Source organism: Spirillospora sp. NPDC047279, assembly GCF_040643285.1.
GTDB lineage: Bacteria > Actinomycetota > Actinomycetes > Streptosporangiales > Streptosporangiaceae > Spirillospora.
Map to the genome: position 1 here is coordinate 231,489 of NZ_JBEYUA010000008.1, position 17,485 is coordinate 248,973.

15 protein-coding genes are annotated in these 17,485 nt (G+C 71.9%); 9 read left to right on the top strand and 6 right to left on the bottom strand.

Going from position 1 to position 17,485, the window contains the following annotated elements; genetic code table 11:
• Nucleotides 1-166: 166 nt before the first annotated feature.
• Complete coding sequence (locus ABZ810_RS22275; RefSeq protein WP_358405919.1) at nucleotides 167-1,351, top strand: C40 family peptidase; 1,185 nt, start codon at nucleotides 167-169, stop codon at nucleotides 1,349-1,351.
• A 3-nt stretch (nucleotides 1,352-1,354) separates the two neighbouring features.
• Here ABZ810_RS22275 and ABZ810_RS22280 read toward each other — a convergent pair whose 3' ends face one another.
• Nucleotides 1,355-1,996, bottom strand: a complete 642-nt coding sequence (locus tag ABZ810_RS22280) for a TetR family transcriptional regulator (protein WP_358405920.1) — start codon at nucleotides 1,994-1,996, stop codon at nucleotides 1,355-1,357.
• Nucleotides 1,977-3,509: a DHA2 family efflux MFS transporter permease subunit gene (locus tag ABZ810_RS22285; protein WP_358405921.1), complete on the bottom strand. Its 1,533-nt coding sequence runs from the start codon at nucleotides 3,507-3,509 to the stop codon at nucleotides 1,977-1,979. The genes ABZ810_RS22280 and ABZ810_RS22285 overlap by 20 nt, the downstream gene beginning before the upstream one ends.
• Before the next feature lie 116 nt (nucleotides 3,510-3,625).
• Here ABZ810_RS22285 and ABZ810_RS22290 point away from each other — a divergent pair, with 116 nt between their 5' ends.
• The 7 genes from ABZ810_RS22290 (at nucleotide 3,626) to ABZ810_RS22320 (ending at nucleotide 10,333) form a co-directional block, all read left to right on the top strand.
• Nucleotides 3,626-4,147, top strand: a complete 522-nt coding sequence (locus ABZ810_RS22290) for a hypothetical protein (RefSeq protein WP_358405922.1) — start codon at nucleotides 3,626-3,628, stop codon at nucleotides 4,145-4,147.
• A 106-nt stretch (nucleotides 4,148-4,253) separates the two neighbouring features.
• Nucleotides 4,254-4,793, top strand: a complete 540-nt coding sequence (locus ABZ810_RS22295; RefSeq protein WP_358405924.1) for a hypothetical protein — start codon at nucleotides 4,254-4,256, stop codon at nucleotides 4,791-4,793.
• 173 nt (nucleotides 4,794-4,966) lie between these two features.
• Nucleotides 4,967-5,788 (top strand): isoprenyl transferase, encoded by an 822-nt coding sequence (locus ABZ810_RS22300; protein ID WP_358405926.1) that lies wholly within the window; start codon nucleotides 4,967-4,969, stop codon nucleotides 5,786-5,788.
• Between the two features lie 99 nt (nucleotides 5,789-5,887).
• On the top strand, nucleotides 5,888-7,237 hold the full coding sequence (locus tag ABZ810_RS22305; RefSeq protein WP_358405927.1) for a PhoH family protein: 1,350 nt from the start codon (nucleotides 5,888-5,890) through the stop codon (nucleotides 7,235-7,237).
• A 545-nt stretch (nucleotides 7,238-7,782) separates the two neighbouring features.
• Nucleotides 7,783-8,682 carry a lytic transglycosylase domain-containing protein gene (locus ABZ810_RS22310; protein ID WP_358405928.1) on the top strand — a complete coding sequence of 300 codons (900 nt, stop codon included), beginning with the start codon at nucleotides 7,783-7,785 and terminating at the stop codon, nucleotides 8,680-8,682.
• 413 nt (nucleotides 8,683-9,095) lie between these two features.
• Nucleotides 9,096-9,641 (top strand): lytic transglycosylase domain-containing protein, encoded by a 546-nt coding sequence (locus ABZ810_RS22315; RefSeq protein ID WP_358405929.1) that lies wholly within the window; start codon nucleotides 9,096-9,098, stop codon nucleotides 9,639-9,641.
• A gap of 215 nt (nucleotides 9,642-9,856) precedes the next feature.
• Nucleotides 9,857-10,333, top strand: coding sequence for a lytic transglycosylase domain-containing protein (locus ABZ810_RS22320; protein ID WP_358405930.1), 477 nt, complete (start codon nucleotides 9,857-9,859; stop codon nucleotides 10,331-10,333).
• A 60-nt stretch (nucleotides 10,334-10,393) separates the two neighbouring features.
• Here ABZ810_RS22320 and ABZ810_RS22325 read toward each other — a convergent pair whose 3' ends face one another.
• The 4 genes from ABZ810_RS22325 to ABZ810_RS22340 all read right to left on the bottom strand — a co-directional run bounded on the left by ABZ810_RS22325 (nucleotide 10,394) and on the right by ABZ810_RS22340 (nucleotide 15,928).
• Nucleotides 10,394-11,791, bottom strand: a complete 1,398-nt coding sequence (locus ABZ810_RS22325; RefSeq protein WP_358405932.1) for a class II fumarate hydratase — start codon at nucleotides 11,789-11,791, stop codon at nucleotides 10,394-10,396.
• 101 nt (nucleotides 11,792-11,892) lie between these two features.
• Complete coding sequence (locus tag ABZ810_RS22330; RefSeq protein WP_358405935.1) at nucleotides 11,893-13,161, bottom strand: serine/threonine-protein kinase; 1,269 nt, start codon at nucleotides 13,159-13,161, stop codon at nucleotides 11,893-11,895.
• A gap of 93 nt (nucleotides 13,162-13,254) precedes the next feature.
• Nucleotides 13,255-14,895, bottom strand: coding sequence for a fumarate hydratase (locus tag ABZ810_RS22335; RefSeq protein WP_358405937.1), 1,641 nt, complete (start codon nucleotides 14,893-14,895; stop codon nucleotides 13,255-13,257).
• 67 nt (nucleotides 14,896-14,962) lie between these two features.
• Nucleotides 14,963-15,928 carry an EamA family transporter gene (locus ABZ810_RS22340; RefSeq protein WP_358405940.1) on the bottom strand — a complete coding sequence of 322 codons (966 nt, stop codon included), beginning with the start codon at nucleotides 15,926-15,928 and terminating at the stop codon, nucleotides 14,963-14,965.
• Nucleotides 15,929-16,041: 113 nt separating this feature from the next.
• Here ABZ810_RS22340 and ABZ810_RS22345 point away from each other — a divergent pair, with 113 nt between their 5' ends.
• Nucleotides 16,042-17,478, top strand: coding sequence for a PLP-dependent aminotransferase family protein (locus tag ABZ810_RS22345; protein WP_358405943.1), 1,437 nt, complete (start codon nucleotides 16,042-16,044; stop codon nucleotides 17,476-17,478).
• Nucleotides 17,479-17,485 lie beyond the last annotated feature (7 nt).

A 17,485-nucleotide genomic window follows, 5' to 3' on the forward strand; every position in this document is an offset into this window, starting at 1 on the left:
GTGACCTTGATCTCAGTGCGGCTTGGTGTTACCAATGAGTAACGGAGACGGGGCTGACTGATCGCGGCCGTCCCTAACGGGGTGGCGCACGGAGCACCGGGTATCTGGACGGTGGTCATGGTTCTGGGCCATAGTCGTCAATGTTGACCTACGAGGGAGTGTTGCCGTGCGCAAGCCGGACCGCCGGATCCTTCCGACGATCATCGGCGTTTCGGTACTGACCACGCTGGCCGTCAACACGGCCGTCCTGGTCGCGCACGAGCAGGGCGGCGACACCGAGACCACCACCCCGCAGACCGCGCAGCAGCGCTTCGTCGCGGCCTCCGGCAGCACGCAGGCGGCGTTGTCGCCGACCGCGATCGCGCCGCTCGCCAAGCGCCTCACCCCGCACGTGATGGTCGCCGCGCCCGGCACGCTGCCCCCCGACGCGGTCGCCAAGGTCCGCAGGCTCAAGGGCGTGCAGGGGGTCGAGGCGGTCGACGCCGTGCAGGCGATGGTCGCGGGCAAGCGGGTCGGGCTGCTCGGCGTCGAGCCGTCCACGTTCCGCAACTACACGCCCAAGCCGACCGCGCAGTCCGACGAGCTCTGGCGCAACATCGCCGGCGGCGACGTGGCGATCTCGTTCACCATGGGCAGCGACGGCGGCGTGCAGCTCGGCACCCAGATCCCGGTCGGCGGCAAGCAGCGGCAGTCGACCGTCCGCGTGGGCGCCTACGCCACGATGGGCATCGGCGACGTCGACGCGGTCGTCTCGCACTCCACGGCCCAGGCGCTCGGGGTGCCGACCGGCAACGCCCTGCTGATCAGCGCGCCCAAGGTCAAGGCGGGCACCCTGGTCAAGGCGCTGCGCAAGGTGCTGCCCAAGCAGGCCAAGGCCGTCGAGGTCAACCCGGCGATCGACTACCCCAGCGCGCAGAAGCTGCCCAGCGCCAACGGCCAGGTGATGACCGCGCGCCAGGTCCAGACCGTCATCAAGGCCGCCCACACCAGGCTCGGCTGGCCCTACGTGTGGGGCGGCGAGTCCGAGGCCGAGGGCGGCTACGACTGCTCCGGGCTGATGCAGTACGCGTTCGCCCGCGCGGGCATCAGCCTCCCGCGCGTCGCCGCCGACCAGGCCCGCGCCGGCTGGGTGATCCCCTACGGCAAGGCGCAGCCCGGCGACATGCTCATCTGGGCCAACGACCCGACGGCGCCGGGCTACATCTCGCACATCGCGCTCTACCTGGGCAACGGCAAGATGCTCGCCGCCCCGCGCCGCGGCACGGTCGTGCAGGTCCAGAACGTCTACACCCGCAACATGCGCGGCGCCGTCCGCGTCAACCCGCGTCTCGCGGCACGAGTCGCGGGCTGAGGGTCACAGCGGGAAACCGGCGCCCACCAGCTCCAGGTTGTGGTCGATCAGGTCCGGCATCTCCTCGATCGAGACCTTGCCGTCCATCCACGCGTACATCGCCGACATGAGCACCCCGACGATCGCCCAGGCGAACGCGTCGGCCTCGAGGTCGTCGCCCGGCCGGCCCGTGCGCTCGGCGACGGCCTCCTTCAGCACCGTGTGGGTGCCCTCGCGGAGGGACTCGAACGTGCGGGCCCGCAGCGCCGGGACCGTCGTCGTCAGCCGGATCCGGATCATGACGATCTCCTGGTCGACCGCGAACATCTGCGGCAGCATGGCGCGCATCGTCGCCCGGAGCGCCTCGATCATGGACAGCTCGGGCGGCTGCGCGCGGAGCACGTCCGCCATGATCGGGTCGTACTCGTCGGTGACGACCACGTCCTCCTTGGTCGGGAAGTAGCGGAAGAACGTGCTGGGCGAGATCTCCGCGGCCTCGGCGATCTGCTCGACCGTGGTCGCGTCGTAGCCCTGCGCGCCGAAGAGCCTGAGGGCGTGGTCCTGGATGGTCCTCCGGGTCTTCAGCTTCTTGCGCTCCCGGAGCGGCAGCCCCGCGAGCCGGTCGCTCAGACGGTCGGCGGGGTGCTCAGGAAGGGACGTGCTCATGGTCCGATTCTGCGGCATCGGCGACCACGCTCGCACGTTCCGGCGCGGGCTGGAAGATCCAGACCAGCAGCGCGACCGCCAGCGCGCCCAGTGCGCAGACCGCGAGCGTGGCGTTCATCCCGTGCACGTAGGCGTCCCGCGCCGAGGCCAGCAACCCGGGGTCGTGGAGCCGGGCGGCGGCCGCGGCCGCGCCGCCGACCGAGTCGCGGGCGGCGTCCGCCGCGCCGGCGGGCAGGCCGTCGACGTCGACGCGGTCGCGGTAGACCACCGACAGCAGGCTGCCGAGCCCGGCGATGCCCAGCGCGCCGCCGGTCTGCCGCAACGTCTGGACGAGCCCCGAGCCCCGCCCCGCCTGTTCGTCGGGGAGCCGCTGAAGGACGAGGTCCATCGCGGGGATCATGGTGAGGCCGACCCCGAGGCCGAGCACGACCAGCCACATCGCGGTGCTGGAGTAGCCGTCGCCGGCGTCGGTCAGCGCGCCCCAGCCGAGGCCCGTGGCCAGCAGGAACAGACCGGTGACGATGAGCGGCTTGTGCCCGGTGCGGGCGGTCAGCCGCTCGGTGAGCAGCCCGCCCGTCATCAGCCCGAGCAACATCGGGATCAGCCGCAGCCCGGTGCCGAACACCCCGTTGCCCTGCACGACCTGGAGGTACTGCGGGAGGACGAAGAGGACGCCCGCCATCACGACGGTGGCCATCGTGCCGGCGACCACCGCCCAGGTGAAGACCGTGTCGCCGAACAGCCGGACGTCCATCATCGGCTGCGCCAGCCGCCGCTCCCACAGGACGAACACGGTCAGCAGAAGCAGGCCGCCGCCGATCGTGCCGACGATCAGCGGGTCGGTCCAGCCGTCCACCGGGCCCTCGGTGATCCCGTACACCAGGGCGACCAGGCCGCAGATCGAGAGCAGCGAGCCGACGACGTCCACCCGCGGCGCCGCGGGGTCGCGGGACTCGGGGAGCAGGAACGCCACCGCGACCGCCCCGACGGCGACCACCGGCACGTTGATCAGGAAGATCGAGCCCCACCAGTAGTGCTCCAGCAGCCAGCCGCCCAGCAGCGGCCCGAGCGGCAGGCCGAGCGCCATCGACGCGGACCAGATCGCCACCGCGCGGGTGCGCTCCTCGGGCGGGAAGATCGACGGGAGGATCGACATGGACAGCGGCATCATGAGCCCCGCGCCGATGCCCATGAAGGCGCGCGCGACGATCACGCCGGTCGTGCCGCCGGCCAGCGCGCCGCCGAGCGAGGCCAGGCCGAAGATCGCCATGCCGGCCAGGAGCAGGCGCTTGCGCCCGAACCGGTCGCCCAGCAGCCCGGCGGGCAGCAGCAACGCCGCGAACACCAGGATGTAGGAGTCGACGATCCACTGCAGCTCGCTGGTGCTCGCGTCGAGCTCGGCCGACATCGTCGCGAGCGCCACGTTCAGGATCGTCATGTCGAAGCCCAGCGCCAGCAGGCTGAGCGCCAGCGCGCCCAGCCCCCACCACCGCCGAGATCCCGTGCCCTTCATGACACCACCTCCATAATGAGAGTATCTAGAAAATGAAAGTAACTCTCAAAAGAAGGTGGATGTCAATGCGTCTCAGAGCTTGGACGCGGGTCTCATCAGCCTGTAATTTTGATTACATGAATACGAGTGAGGCGGCGGAGGCGGTGCGCGGCTGGTTCGCCGGACGCCTGCCCGAGGGCTGGTTCGAGGGGGCGCCCGAGGTGGTCCTCGACCGCGAGGAGGTCAGCGTCGTCGGCCGCCTGCCGGTGCCGGCGGCCGCCGGGGACGTCGCCGGGGCCGAACGGGCCGGCCTCGTGGCCGGTCACATCCAGCGGTTCCGCGAGGACACCCGCGACCAGCGGATCGCCATCGCGCGCGAGGCCGAGCACCGGTTCGGCCACAAGGTCTCGTGGGGCGTCGACTGCGACGACCAGCGGGAGATGTTCACCACGTTGTCGGTGCCGGTCATGACCCGGCTGCGGCAGCCCGAACGCCGCGTCCTCGACACGCTGGTCGACGCGGGCGTGGCGCGCAGCCGCAGCGACGCCCTGGCCTGGTGCGTCCGGCTGGTCGGCAAGAACACCGACGAGTGGCTGGGCGAGCTGCGCAGCGCCCTGGAGTACGTCGAACGCGCCCGCGCCGCCGGCCCGCAGGCCTGACCCCGGGACCGCGGCCCCGCGATTCATTACATGATCTCAAGCCTCACTAGGTGTGATCATGGTGATGACCTCGCCTAATGTGCCGAGCGTGAGGGGACTTCGCTGCTTGGACGGCTCATCGCTGGCCGTGGTGCCGGTCGCGTCGCTGGATCGCGGCGGCACGCCGTACGAGGTCACGCTGGAGCTCCGGCGCGACGGCGACTCGTTCGGCGCCGTGGGGGAGCGCTGCGGATACTTCCTCGCCGACCTGGCCGCCCGGCTGGTGGCGGCGCGCGCCGACGGCTCGCCGCAGGCGGCCGGCTGGCCTGATCCGGACGACCGGTTCCCCGACCCGCCGCCGCACGCCGACGGGGTCCGCGACCCCGAGCTCTTCGCCTTCCGCTACCGCGACCGCGGCGACGTGGCCAGCACCGGCGAGCTGCGCTGCGCGCTCCGCACGTCCTCGGTCTGGATCGAGCGTGAGCACGCGGGTCAGGGGTTCTGGCGGCTGGGCCGCCGCGCCGTGGTCGAGGCCTGGGGATCGGGCGGCCGCGGGGTCCGGGCCGTGCTCACCTCGGCCGAGCTGTCCGGCTTCCTCGACGAGCTCCTCACCGAGGCCGAACGTGCCGGCGCCAGCTACCGCGACCACCTGGGCACCCGCCGCTGACCGCCATGTGCCATGTCCACGTGCGGGCATGCAAAGGGCGTACGGGGATATAGCCGTACAACTATCATGTCGAGGCACCGGCGGAACGGTCCCAAGCCGCACACGAGCGCGTGACCCGAGCCTGGAGCGGGGCCGCGAGGCCGCGGAGCGGACGAACACAGGACGGGGAGCACATGGGCGAGGGGCGGCGACGCGCGGGTCTGATCGCCACGATCAAGAGCAGCGCCGCCTACGGCGTGATCCGGGACGTCACCTACCGCGCGTACGAACGCCGGGTGGAGTCCTCGCTGCCGACCGACATCGTCCCGCGGCACGTCGGCGTCATCCTGGACGGCAACCGCCGCTGGGCGCGCTCGATGGGCATGGCCGACGTCAACCGCGGCCACCAGCGCGGCGCCGACAAGATCTCCGAGATGCTGCACTGGTGCACCGAGGCCGGGGTCGAGGTGGTCACGCTGTGGCTGCTGTCCACCGACAACCTGAGCCGGCCGTCCGGCGAGCTCGCCCCGCTGCTGGAGATCATCGAGAAGACCGTCCGCAACCTCGCCGCCGACGGCTGGCACGTCAAGCCGGTCGGGGCACTCGACCTCCTTCCCGACAAAACCGCCCGTGTCCTTAAAGATGCCGGAGAAGCAACATCTGGCGCTCCAGGGCTGATTGTGAACGTCGCGGTTGGGTATGGAGGTAGACGTGAGATCGCTGATGCGGTGCGCTCACTGCTCCTCGAGCAGGCGGGTCAAGGCACCAGCATCGAGGAGCTCGCCGAGGTCCTCGATGTTGAGCACATCGCCGAGCATCTCTACACGCGCGGACAGCCGGACCCCGACCTGGTCATTCGTACCTCGGGGGAGCAACGCCTCTCCGGCTTCATGCTCTGGCAGAGCGCCCACTCGGAGTTCTACTTCTGCGAGGTCCACTGGCCGGACTTCCGCAAGGTCGACTTCCTGCGGGCGATCCGCTCGTATGCCGCGCGGCACCGGCGCTACGGTTCCTGACGGTCAACCACCCCTGATCACTGCCCCGGGCCGCGACGGCGGCCGCACGGGGGCAGACTGGCGCGCCACCGGGCAGTTCCCCAGAAACAGGGAGATCGAGTGGCCACATCCCTCCCGCGCCGTCCCGCCTCCGGGAACCCCGGGCAGACCAGCCCGGACCGGCGCACGTACGTCCTCGACACCAGCGTCCTGCTCGCCGACCCGGGGGCGATGACCCGGTTCGCCGAGCACGAGGTCGTACTTCCCATCGTCGTCATCTCCGAACTCGAGGCCAAGCGCCACCACCCGGAGCTCGGCTACTTCGCCCGCCAGGCCCTGCGCACCCTCGACGACCTGCGGCTCGAACACGGCAGGCTCGACGAGGCGCTCCCCATCAGCGACCAGGGCGGCACGATCAGGGTGGAGCTCAACCACTCCGATCCGAGCGTCCTGCCGGACGGGTTCCGCCTGGGTGACAACGACACCCGGATCCTGTCGGTCGCGGCCTGGCTGGCCGAGGAGGGGCGTGACGTCGTCCTGGTCTCCAAGGACCTGCCGATGCGGGTGAAGGCGTCGGCGGTCGGCCTCACGGCCGAGGAGTACCGCGCCGAGCTCGCCGTGGTGGAGTCCGGCTGGACCGGGATGCGCGAGCTCGAGGTGCCGGGCGGGCAGATCGAGGAGTTGTACGAGACGGGCCGGGCCGAGCTGGACGAGACCCGGGAGCTTCCCACGCACACCGGCCTGCGGCTGCTGTCCGAGCGCGGCTCCGCGCTGGCGCGGGTGCAGGCCGACAAGTCGGTGAGGCTCGTCAAGGGGGACCGCGAGGTCTTCGGGCTGCGCGGCCGTTCGGCCGAGCAGCGGGTCGCGCTGGACATCCTCCTGGACGAGGAGGTCGGCATCGTCTCGCTGGGCGGCCGCGCGGGCACCGGCAAGTCGGCCCTGGCGCTGTGCGCGGGCCTGGAGGCGGTGCTCGAACGCCGCCAGCACCGCAAGGTCGTGGTGTTCCGCCCGTTGTACGCGGTGGGCGGCCAGGAGCTCGGCTACCTGCCCGGTTCGGAGAACGAGAAGATGTCGCCGTGGGCCCAGGCGGTCTACGACACGCTCTCGGCGGTGACCAGCCCGGAGGTCATCGAGGAGGTGCTGGAACGCGGCATGCTGGAGGTCCTGCCGCTGACCCACATCCGCGGCCGGTCGCTGCACGACTCGTTCGTGATCGTGGACGAGGCGCAGTCGCTCGAACGCGGCGTCCTGCTGACGGTGTTGTCACGGATCGGCGCGGGCTCGCGGGTCGTCCTGACCCACGACGTCGCGCAGCGCGACAACCTGCGGGTGGGCCGCCATGACGGCGTCGCCGCCGTCGTGGAACGGTTGAAAGGCCATCCGCTGTTCGCGCACGTGACCCTGACCAGGTCCGAACGTTCGCCGATCGCGGCTCTGGTCACCGACATGCTGGGCGACGTGGGGGCGTGATCCGCCGCCTGGCCGGCGCTTGATCGTCAGCCTCCGCCGGAGGTGTGCACGGGGCGTCTGCGCGGCCGGTCCGATCGGCCGCGGAGGCGCCCCTCTTCTGTCTGAAGATCGTCACCGATGGTGATGAATGGCGATCACACCGTCAATGGTGATGAAGGTCACATTCGCCGGAGCGAGCATGAGGAAGCCCTGGTCTCATCGCTGTTTTGGGTTTCTTTGCAGTGAGTTGACAAACGGCTCACCCAGTCCTCTTGTCTCGTTTTGGTTGCGGAGCACTCCGCGACGTCGGGCATTGTGTCTCCTCGTAAGCACCCCCCGAACGGTGTGGGCACGTGTGGCACCCCTGAAGCGCCACACTCGCGTAGCCCCGTTCCGGGACCGGGACCGTCCATCAGCCGGACGGGCGCCGGCCGGGGGTGGAAACGTCTCGTGCGCGCGTCCATGCGCGTTCGACCGTCGGAAGGACCGCCTTGAACGGAGACCACCCCTGGTCCCCTAGGCGAGACGAACGACAGAGCTTTGACCCCCAGGGCCACGAGGACGACGTGAAGGTCGCCGGCACCACGTTCGGAGCCGGCCCCGCCGGTCCGACCGGCGCCATCGGCGGTGACACCGCCGGCATGGCGGCCGTGCCCGCGCCCGGGGAGTTCACCTACGGCGAGGCCCCCTACGGCGAGCCCTCCCACGGCGAGCCGGCCGACGCCGAGGCGACGCGTGTCGACGCCTTCCCGCCCGGACCGCTCACCACGAGCCCCAACGGCCCGCGTGACGAGATCGGCCGTGGCCGTGCCCCGCGCAAGGCGAGCATGCCGTCCGGCATCGGCGTCAAGGTGGTCGCGGTGGCCGCCGGCGCCCTGGTCCTGGTCGGCGGCGGCGCGGTCGCCGCGTTCGCCCTCACCGGCGACGACTCCGGCGAGAAGAGCGCCGCGACGGTGTCGCCCGCCCCGCTCGCCGCGGACGCGCCCAAGGTCGACACCAAGGCCCTGGAGGCCCAGCGCCGCCAGCAGGCCTACGAGCGCGCCTCGCGCGCCGCCCGCGGCAAGCCGAGCAAGTCTCCGGCGCTGCGGCCCAAGGGGACCCCCATTCCCACCAAGAAGCCCACCGAGGGCGGCTCGGCGCCGGTCGGCGGCGACCCGGTGCCCAAGGGCGAGGCGCAGGCGATCGCCCGGTCGATGCTGCCCAGCTTCGGCTTCAGCGGCGAGGGCCAGTTCGGCTGCCTGGTGAAGTTGTGGGAGAAGGAGAGCGGCTGGCGGACCACCGCCGCGAACCCGTCGGGCGCCTACGGCATCCCGCAGGCGCTGCCGGGCTCCAAGATGGCCAGCGCCGGCGCTGACTGGCGCACCAGCGCCCGCACCCAGATCAAGTGGGGCCTCGGCTACATCAAGAGCCGCTACAAGACCCCGTGCGGCGGCTGGAACGCCTTCCTCTCCCAGGGCTGGTACTAAGCCGCACCCGCCATCAGCCATACCGCCTTGTGGGGGCGGACGAACCCCACACCACGCGCTCCGGGCGGCCACCATCACGGCCGCCCGGCGAGGACGACACGAGTCCTCTGACCACGGAATCCATCCTGTGGCGCACCTGGCCGCGCTGACGCGGCAGGCCCCTCGACGGGGCCACAACACGGCACCGGCGTGAAGAGCGCGCCGGAACGCCCACATCTCCGGCGGAGGCGCACCCCTGGCGTCCCGCCGTCACCTCGGTAACCGCGCAGGCCGCACCCGTCCCTCGGGTGCCGTCCGCACGTTCCCGCGTCCCCTGACGCCCGGCGCCCGGTCGCCTCGCCCCGCGAGGCCGCGCCCACCGAGGTGATCCCCGCCGGTCCGACCGGGCCGTCCGGCACGATGAAAGGTTCGTTTTGGTCCGCAAGTCCCTCCGTTGCTCCGCGACGAACGAGCGGGGTCGCTCCGCGACGAACGAGCGGGGTCGCTCCGCGACGACCAAGCGGGGTCGCTCCGCGCCGGGTCGCTCGGCGGCCCTGATCCTGGCCGGCACGCTGGCCTTCGGCCTCGCCGCCGAGGCGGTTCCCGCCCAGGCCTCCGCCGCCCCTGCCACGGCCACCGTGGTCGCCGCCCAGGCCAAGGCGAAGAAGAAGACCCGCGCGCAGCGCAACAAGGCGATCGCCAAGCCCCTGGTCAAGAAGCGCGGCTGGTCCAAGCGGCAGTACAAGTGCCTGGTGAAGCTCTGGAACCGCGAGAGCCACTGGAACCACAAGGCCCGCAACCGTTCCTCCGGCGCCTTCGGCATCCCGCAGGCCCTTCCGGGGCGGAAGATGCGCAGTGCCGGCAAGGACTGGAAGACCAACCCCAAGACCCAGATCAAGTGGGGTCTCCGGTACATCAAGGGCCGCTACGGCACCCCGTGCCGGGCACTGAACCACTCCAACTCGCGTGGTTGGTACTGATCTGCCCGGATAGCGGGCGATACGCCGGTGGCGACACACCCCCGGCGGCACGGCAGGGGACGGGCTCCGGCCCGTCCCTTTTGTCGTGGTCGAGGGAAACCGCAGGCCAATGGATCGGCAAAGCCCTGGCACAGGTCGCCGGATCTGCTGAATATCCCGCACTGATCCGCAGCACGCTACTGCGCGTGTCACCTCACATACGTAACCGCATTCGAGTGATCGCTCTGGGCGTGGCCGCCGCCGTGGTCGGCGGCCCGATGCTCATGGACCCGATGGAGGGTGCCGCCGCCAAGGCGCAGCGCACCGCCATGGTGGCGTCCCAGAAGAAGATCCACGAGAAGCGGACCCTGAAGCTGATGCGGGTCGAACAGCGCAAGCTCGGCCGGGCGAGGGCGAACAAGCTCCTCGCCAGGGCCCTGATGACGCGGCAGGGATGGCGCCAAGCCGCCCAGTTCCGCTGCCTGGAGGACCTGTGGGCGCGCGAGAGCGGCTGGAACGAGCACTCGCACAACGCCTCCAGCGGCGCCCACGGCATCCCGCAGGCGTTGCCGGGCTCCAAGATGGCCAGCGCCGGGCCGAACTGGCGCTCCAACCCGCGCACCCAGATCAAGTGGGGCCTGCGGTACGTGAAGCACCGCTACGGCACCCCGTGCTCGGCCTGGGGCCATTTCCAGGCCGCCGGCTGGTACTAGCGCCTGCCGGGGCCTGAGGCCGCCTGGCGCTCAGCGCCGGCGGCGGGCCGGGCCCGGGGGTCAGCGGGACGCGTTGGTCATGCCGAGGACGTCCAGGGCCGCGTCGAGCTGTTCGAGGGTGAGCCTGCCCTCCTCGACGTGGCCGCGTTCGAGGACGACCTCGCGGATGGTCTTGCGCTCCGCGAGGGCCTGCTTGGCGACCTTGGCGGCCTCCTCGTAGCCGATGTAGCGGTTGAGCGGCGTCACGATGGACGGGGACGACTCGGCGTACTCGCGGGCGCGGCGTTCGTCGGCCTCGATCCCGTCGACGGTGCGGTCGGCCAGCAGCCGGGAGACGTTGGCCAGCAGCGTGATCGACTCGAGCACGTTGCGGGCCAGCATCGGCAACATGACGTTGAGCTCGAAGTTGCCGGACGCGCCGCCGAACGTGATCGCGGCGTCGTTGCCGATGACCTGCGCTGCCACCTGGGTGACCGCCTCGGGGATCACCGGGTTGACCTTGCCCGGCATGATCGACGAGCCCGGCTGAAGGTCGGGGAGGCGGATCTCGGCGAGACCGGCGCGCGGGCCGGAGCCCATCCAGCGCAGATCGTTGGCGATCTTGGTGAGGCTCACCGCGATCGTCTTGAGCGCGCCGCTGGTCTCCACCAGGGCGTCCCGGGCGCCCTGGGCCTCGAAGTGGTCGCGGGCCTCCCGCAGCGGCAGGCCCGTGGCGCGGGCGATCTCGGCGATGACGCGCGGGGCGAAACCCTCGGGGGTGTTGATCCCGGTGCCGACCGCGGTGCCGCCCAGGGGCAGCTCGCCGAGCCGGGGGAGGGCGGCCTCCAGGCGCTCCACGCCGAGGCGCACCTGCGCCGCGTACCCGCTGAACTCCTGGCCCAGCGTGACCGGCGTGGCGTCCATCAGGTGGGTGCGCCCGGCCTTCACCACGGGCGCGAACTCGATCGCCTTGCGGTTGAGCGCCCCCTCCAGATGCCGCAGCGCGGGGATGAGGCCGTTGAGGACGGCCCCGGTCGCCGCGATGTGGATGGAGGACGGGAAGACGTCGTTGGACGACTGTGAGGCGTTCACGTGGTCGTTGGGGTGCACCGGCGAGCCCAGGCGCTCCTCGGCCAGCGAGGCGATGACCTCGTTGGCGTTCATGTTGGAGGACGTGCCGGAGCCGGTCTGGAAGACGTCGACCGGGAAGTGCTCGTCCCAGGCGCCGGCCGCGACCTCGAGGGCCGCCTCCTGGATCGCGGCGGCCAGGTCCTTGTCGAGCACGCCGAGCTCGGCGTTGACGACGGCCGCGGCGGCCTTGATGTGGCCGAGGGCGGCGATGTGGGCGGGCTCCAGACCGCGTCCGGAGATCGGGAAGTTGTCGACGGCCCGCTGCGTCTGCGCGCGCCACCTGGCCACCGCGGGCACCCGCACCTCGCCCATCGAGTCGTGCTCGATCCGGAACTCCTGCTCGGCCATGAGTGAGCCACCTCCGACTATCGAATCTAACGCTCTCTCTCATGGCAGCCCGCCGGCCGCCCCGGGCATTCCCGGGGACGGGCGGTGCGGGCGCCGGAGGGTCAGCCGCCGGACGTGCGCTTGGTCACCTTGAAACGGTGGGTGCCCTGCGCGGGCGACTCCTTCTGGCCGTTGACCCAGACCTCGCAGGCGGACGCGTCCTGGAGGACGACGTTGAGCTGCCCCTGGTCGTACTGGCGGGTGTCGCCCCTGACCAGGTTCTCGTTGGCCAGCACGTTGATCGTCTGGCCGGGCACCGAGACGAAGATCCGGCAGGTGTCGCCGAGGGCGCGGATCACCAGGGCCGCGGAGGCCACGCCGGGCGGCGCGCCCGCCGGGCTGGCGCTCGCCGCGGACGTGGGGGCGGTCGGGGACGGTCCGGGCGTCTCCTTGCTCATGCCGACGATCAGGGCGGTGGCGCCGATGCCGCACGACGCGACGATGGCGGCGATCATGGCGATGATCGCCGCCAGCCGGTAGCGCGGCGCGGGCGGTGGACGGCGGCCCGACCGGGGCCCGGCCATCGCGCGTTCGAGGCGGTCCTGCGCGCGGGCGTGGGTGAGCCGGCGGGTCGGGGTCTTCTCCAGCAGCCCGGTGATCACCGAGGTGAGCGCGCCGGCGTTCTGCGGCGTGGCGAGCCCCTCGTTGGCCAGCGCGCTGAGCGTGGCCATGACGTTCTCGCGCTCGAACGGCGGGCGGCCCTCGACCGCGGCGTAGAGCGTGGCGCCCAGCGACCACAGGTCGGACTGCGGGGTCGCCTTCTCGCCCGCTGCCACTTCGGGGGCCACGTACGCAGGCGAACCCATGAAATGGCCGGTCTTGGTCAGGCTGACCGAACCGGACGAATAGGCCAGACCGAAGTCCGTGAGGACGACGCGGTCACCGTCCAGGAGCACGTTGCTCGGCTTGAGATCGCGGTGCACGATCCCGGCCTTGTGCGCGACCGACAGGGCGCTCAGCAACTGCTTGCCGATGTGCGCGGCCTGGGCCGGCGAGATCGGCCCGGACCGCTCGACGAGCTGCTCGAGGCTGGGCGCCTCGATCAGCTCCATCACGATCCAGGGCCGCCCCTGTTCGATGACGACGTCGTAGACCTCGACGATCGCGGGCGAGCGCAACTGCGCCGGAGCCCGTGCCTCGCGCAGCGTCCGGCGGTAGAAGACGACCCGGTCGTCCTCGGAGAGATCCTCGGGGAGCCGCAGTTCCTTGATCGCCACAGCGCGGTCGAGGAGCTCGTCATGGCCTCTCCACACGGTGCCGTTGGCACCCGAACCCAGTTCCGAGACCAGCCGGTAGCGCGTCGCGAGTACGAGGCCACCTGACTGAGACATGGCGGAAAAGATACCGGAGTGGCCATGTGGTCATCGTGGAGACCTCGGGACCAACTTGGATTTAGCGCCAATAATGTGACCAATGCGGTCGGGTCAGCGGCGTCCGATCGTCAGCACGGGCCCCGTGGTGTCGGCGAAGAAGTCGTTTCCCTTGTCGTCCACGACCACGAACGCGGGGAAGTCCTCGACCTCGATCTTCCAGACCGCCTCCATGCCGAGCTCGGCGTATTCGAGGACGTCGACCTTCTTGATGCAGTCCTGGGCCAGGCGCGCGGCGGGGCCGCCGATCGAGCCGAGGTAGAAGCCGCCGTGGGTGCCGCAGGCGTCGGTGACCTGCTGGGAGCGGTTGCCCTTGGCCAGCATGACGAACGAGCCGCCCGCCGCCTGGAACTGCTCGACGTAGGAGTCCATGCGGCCGGCCGTCGTCGGCCCGAACGAGCCGGAGGCGTAACCCTCGGGGGTCTTGGCCGGCCCGGCGTAGTAGACGGCGTGGTCGCGCAGGTACCGCGGCATGGGCTCGCCCGCGTCCAGGCGTTCCTTGATCTTGGCGTGCGCGATGTCGCGGGCCACGACCAGCGGGCCGGTGAGCGACAGTCGGGTCTTGACCGGGTACTTGGTCAGCTCGGCGCGGATCTCGTCCATCGGCCGGTTGAGATCGATCTGCACCACCTCGTCGTCGAGGTGCTCGTCGGTGGTGTCCGGCAGGTACTGCGCGGGGTCGGTCTCCAGCTTCTCCAGGAAGACGCCCTCGGCGGTGATCTTGGCGAGCGCCTGGCGGTCGGCGCTGCACGAGACGGCGATCGCGACCGGGCAGGACGCGCCGTGCCGGGGCAGGCGGATCACCCGGACGTCGTGGCAGAAGTACTTGCCGCCGAACTGGGCGCCGATGCCGAGCCGCTGGGTGAGCTCGAAGACCTGCTGCTCCAGCTCCACGTCGCGGAAGCCGTGGCCCAGCGGCGACCCCTCGATCGGCATCGTGTCGAGGTAGTGCGCCGAGGCGTACTTGGCCGTCTTGAGCGCGTACTCCGCGGACGTGCCGCCCACGACGATCGCCAGGTGGTAGGGCGGGCAGGCGGCCGTGCCCAGCGAGCGGATCTTCTCCTCGAGGAAGGTCAGCATGCGCTTGGGGTTCAGGACGGCCTTGGTCTCCTGGTAGAGGAACGACTTGTTGGCGCTGCCGCCGCCCTTGGCCATGAACAGGAACTTGTAGGCGTCGCCGGGCGCCGCGTACAGCTCGATCTGGGCCGGCAGGTTGGTGCCGGTGTTCTTCTCGTCCCACATCGTGACCGGCGCCATCTGCGAGTAGCGCAGGTTGAGCCTGGTGTAGGCGTCGTACACGCCGCGCGAGAGGTGCTCCTCGTCGCGCCCGTCGGTCAGGACGTGCTGGCCGCGCTTGCCCATCACGATCGCGGTGCCGGTGTCCTGGCACATCGGCAGCACGCCGCCGGACGCGATGCCCGCGTTCTTGAGCAGGTCCAGCGCCACGAAGCGGTCGTTGGGGGAGGCCTCGGGGTCGTCCAGGATCCGGCGCAGCTGCCTGAGATGAGCGGGGCGCAGAAGGTGCGAGATGTCGTGCATGGCGGTCTCGGTGAGGAGCCGCAGCGCCTCCGGCTCGACCTGAAGGAACGTCCGCCCGCCCGCCTCGAACGTGGACACGCCCTCGGAGGTGAGCAGCCGGTACTCGGTGTCGTCCGCGCCGAGCGGCAGCAGGTCGGTGTAGGAGAACTCAGGCATCGAAGATCCTCGCGCACGGTCTGATGGGGCCGCCCTACAGGTTACGGCCCCCCGCCCGCGGTCCCGCTCAGAGGGCGGGACTCGGCGCGGGCTCGGGGACGGCCCGTTCGGTGACCGCGGCCTGCGTGACCGCCGGACCGGCGGGTGCGCGCCGGCGGGCGGGGCGCAGGCCCAGGATCACGCCCGCGGCGACCAGGGCGGCGCCCGCGACGTCGGCCGGGCCGGGGGTGCCGAGGCCGAGGACGACGGTGGTGACGACCGCGCTGACCGGGATCAGGCCCGCGAAGAGACCGGCGCGATCGGCCCCCAGCCGTCCGATCGCGTCGTACCAGAGGAAGAACGCGACGGTGGTCACGATCACCGAGAGGTAGGTGAAGCCCGCCGCCTCGGCGGCGGTCGGCATCCGCACCACGTCGCGGCCGTCGGCGACCAGGCCGATGACCATGAGCATGGGCGCGGCCATGGCCGCCGAGTAGGCCGAGACGCGCAGCGCGCCGAGGCGGGGGAGCAGCGGCACGGCGAGCAGGGAGAAGCACACCTCGCCGGCCAGCGCGCCGAGGGCGAGCAGGAGCCCGCGCAAGGTCCCGCCGCCCAGGCCGTTGGCGAGCGCGGCGCCCGCGGCGACGACGACGGCCGAGACGACGAGCGCCGGGGCGGGGCGGCGCCGTTCGAGCAGCGGGCCGACCACCGCCAGGGCGATCGGCACGGTCGCGATCACGGTGCCGATGGTCGCCGGGCTCGTGTCCCGGGTGGCGGCGACGATGCAGACGTTGAACGCGGCCAGCCCGGTGGCCGCCAGCGCCGCCAGCAGCGCCAGGTCGCGCGGGCGCAGGCGTACCCGGGTCAGCGCCCCGCGGCGGACGGCGAGACGGACGGCGGCGAGCAGCACCGCGGCGGCGACGGTGTAGCGGACGGCCTGGCCCCCGAAGACCGGGTAGCCGGAGATGGTCGCCGACACCGCGGTGAGCGTGCCGACGAAGAACATGGCGCTTCCGGCGCCCAGCAGGCCCCGGGTACTGGCTGTCGTTGTCATGTCTGGAACGCTAGGAGGGCATTGGACCCTGAGACAGAGCCAATCGAAGCCACGAACAATGGACCAAGCGTCGTGCGGTGACGTTCCGCCGCTCTCCGAACGCTGAGCACTATGTGACCGACTTGCATCTCCCGATCGACCGGGCCGCCGGCCGCCTCGCCGCACAGATCGCCGCGGGGTTCCGCGCGGCCATCAGGTCCGGTCGGCTGACCGCCGGCACCCGGCTGCCGTCGAGCCGTGACCTGGCCCGCGACATGGACGTGTCGCGCGGGGTCGTGGTCACCGCGTACGAGCAGCTCATCGCCGAGGGTTTCCTGCTCGCCCGGCGCGGCGACGGCACCCGGGTCGCGCCGCTGGCCCGCCCGGACGCGCCGCCGCCCGCCGCGCGCCAGCAGGCCTGGCCGGCCGAGCCCGCCGCCGAGACCCCGCCCGGCGGGCCGGACGGCGCGTTCGCGTACGACATGTGGCCGAGCCAGCCCGACCTGGCCGCGTTCCCGCGCGAACGCTGGGCGGCCGCGGTACGGGCGTCGCTGCGCGCCCTGCCGAACGAGGAGCTCGGCTATCCGGACCCGGGCGGGGTGCCGGCCCTGCGCGCCGAGCTGGCGGGCTACCTGGGCCGGGTCCGGGCCGCGAACGCCGACCCCGACCAGATCGTGATCATGAACGGGGTGGCGCACGGCCTGTCCGCGGTCGTCCGGATGCTCGTCGGGGACGGGCATCGCGAACTCGCCGTGGAGGACCCCACCAGCAACCGCCAGCTGCCCATGCTGGACGCCGCCGGCGCCCGGCTGGCCCGCGTCCCGGTGGACGCCGAGGGCGTGGACGTGGCGGCCCTCGCCCGTACCGAGGCGCGCGCGATCCTGGTGACGCCCGCCCACCAGTACCCGACCGGCGTGGTGTTGTCGCCGGGCCGCCGGGCCGCGCTGATCGCCTGGGCCCGGGACGTGGACGGGCTGATCATCGAGGACGACTACGACGCCGAGTTCCGCTACGACCGCGAGCCGGTGGGCTGCCTGCAGGGCATCGACCCCGACCGGGTGGTGCTGCTCGGCTCGGTCAGCAAGGCGCTCGCGCCCGCCCTGCGCCTCGGCTGGGCGGTGGCGCCGCCCAAGCCGGCCGACCGGCTGCGCACCCACCGGGCCCACAACGACCTGGGCGCGCCGGTCCTGGAGCAGCACGCGCTGGCCGCGTTCATCTCCACCGGCGGCTACGACCGCCACCTGCGCACGATGCGCCGCCAGTACCGGGCCCGCCGCGACGTCCTGGTGGAGGCGCTCGCCGAGCACGTGCCGGGCGTACGGGTGCACGGCGTCTCGGCGGGCATCCACCTGTACGTGGAGCTCCCGCCGGGCACCGACGAGGCCGCCGTGGTCGCGGCCGCCGCCCGCCTGGGCGTTTCGGTGGGCGGCGCCGCGGGCATGTGGGGACCCGGCCGGGACGGCACCGCGCCGCCCGCGCTGGTCCTCGGATACGGGCGTCTGGGCGAGTCCCGGCTGGCCCAGGCGGCGGAGCTGCTGGGAAGGGCGATTGCCCGCGAGGCTCGCGGGTAGGAACGTC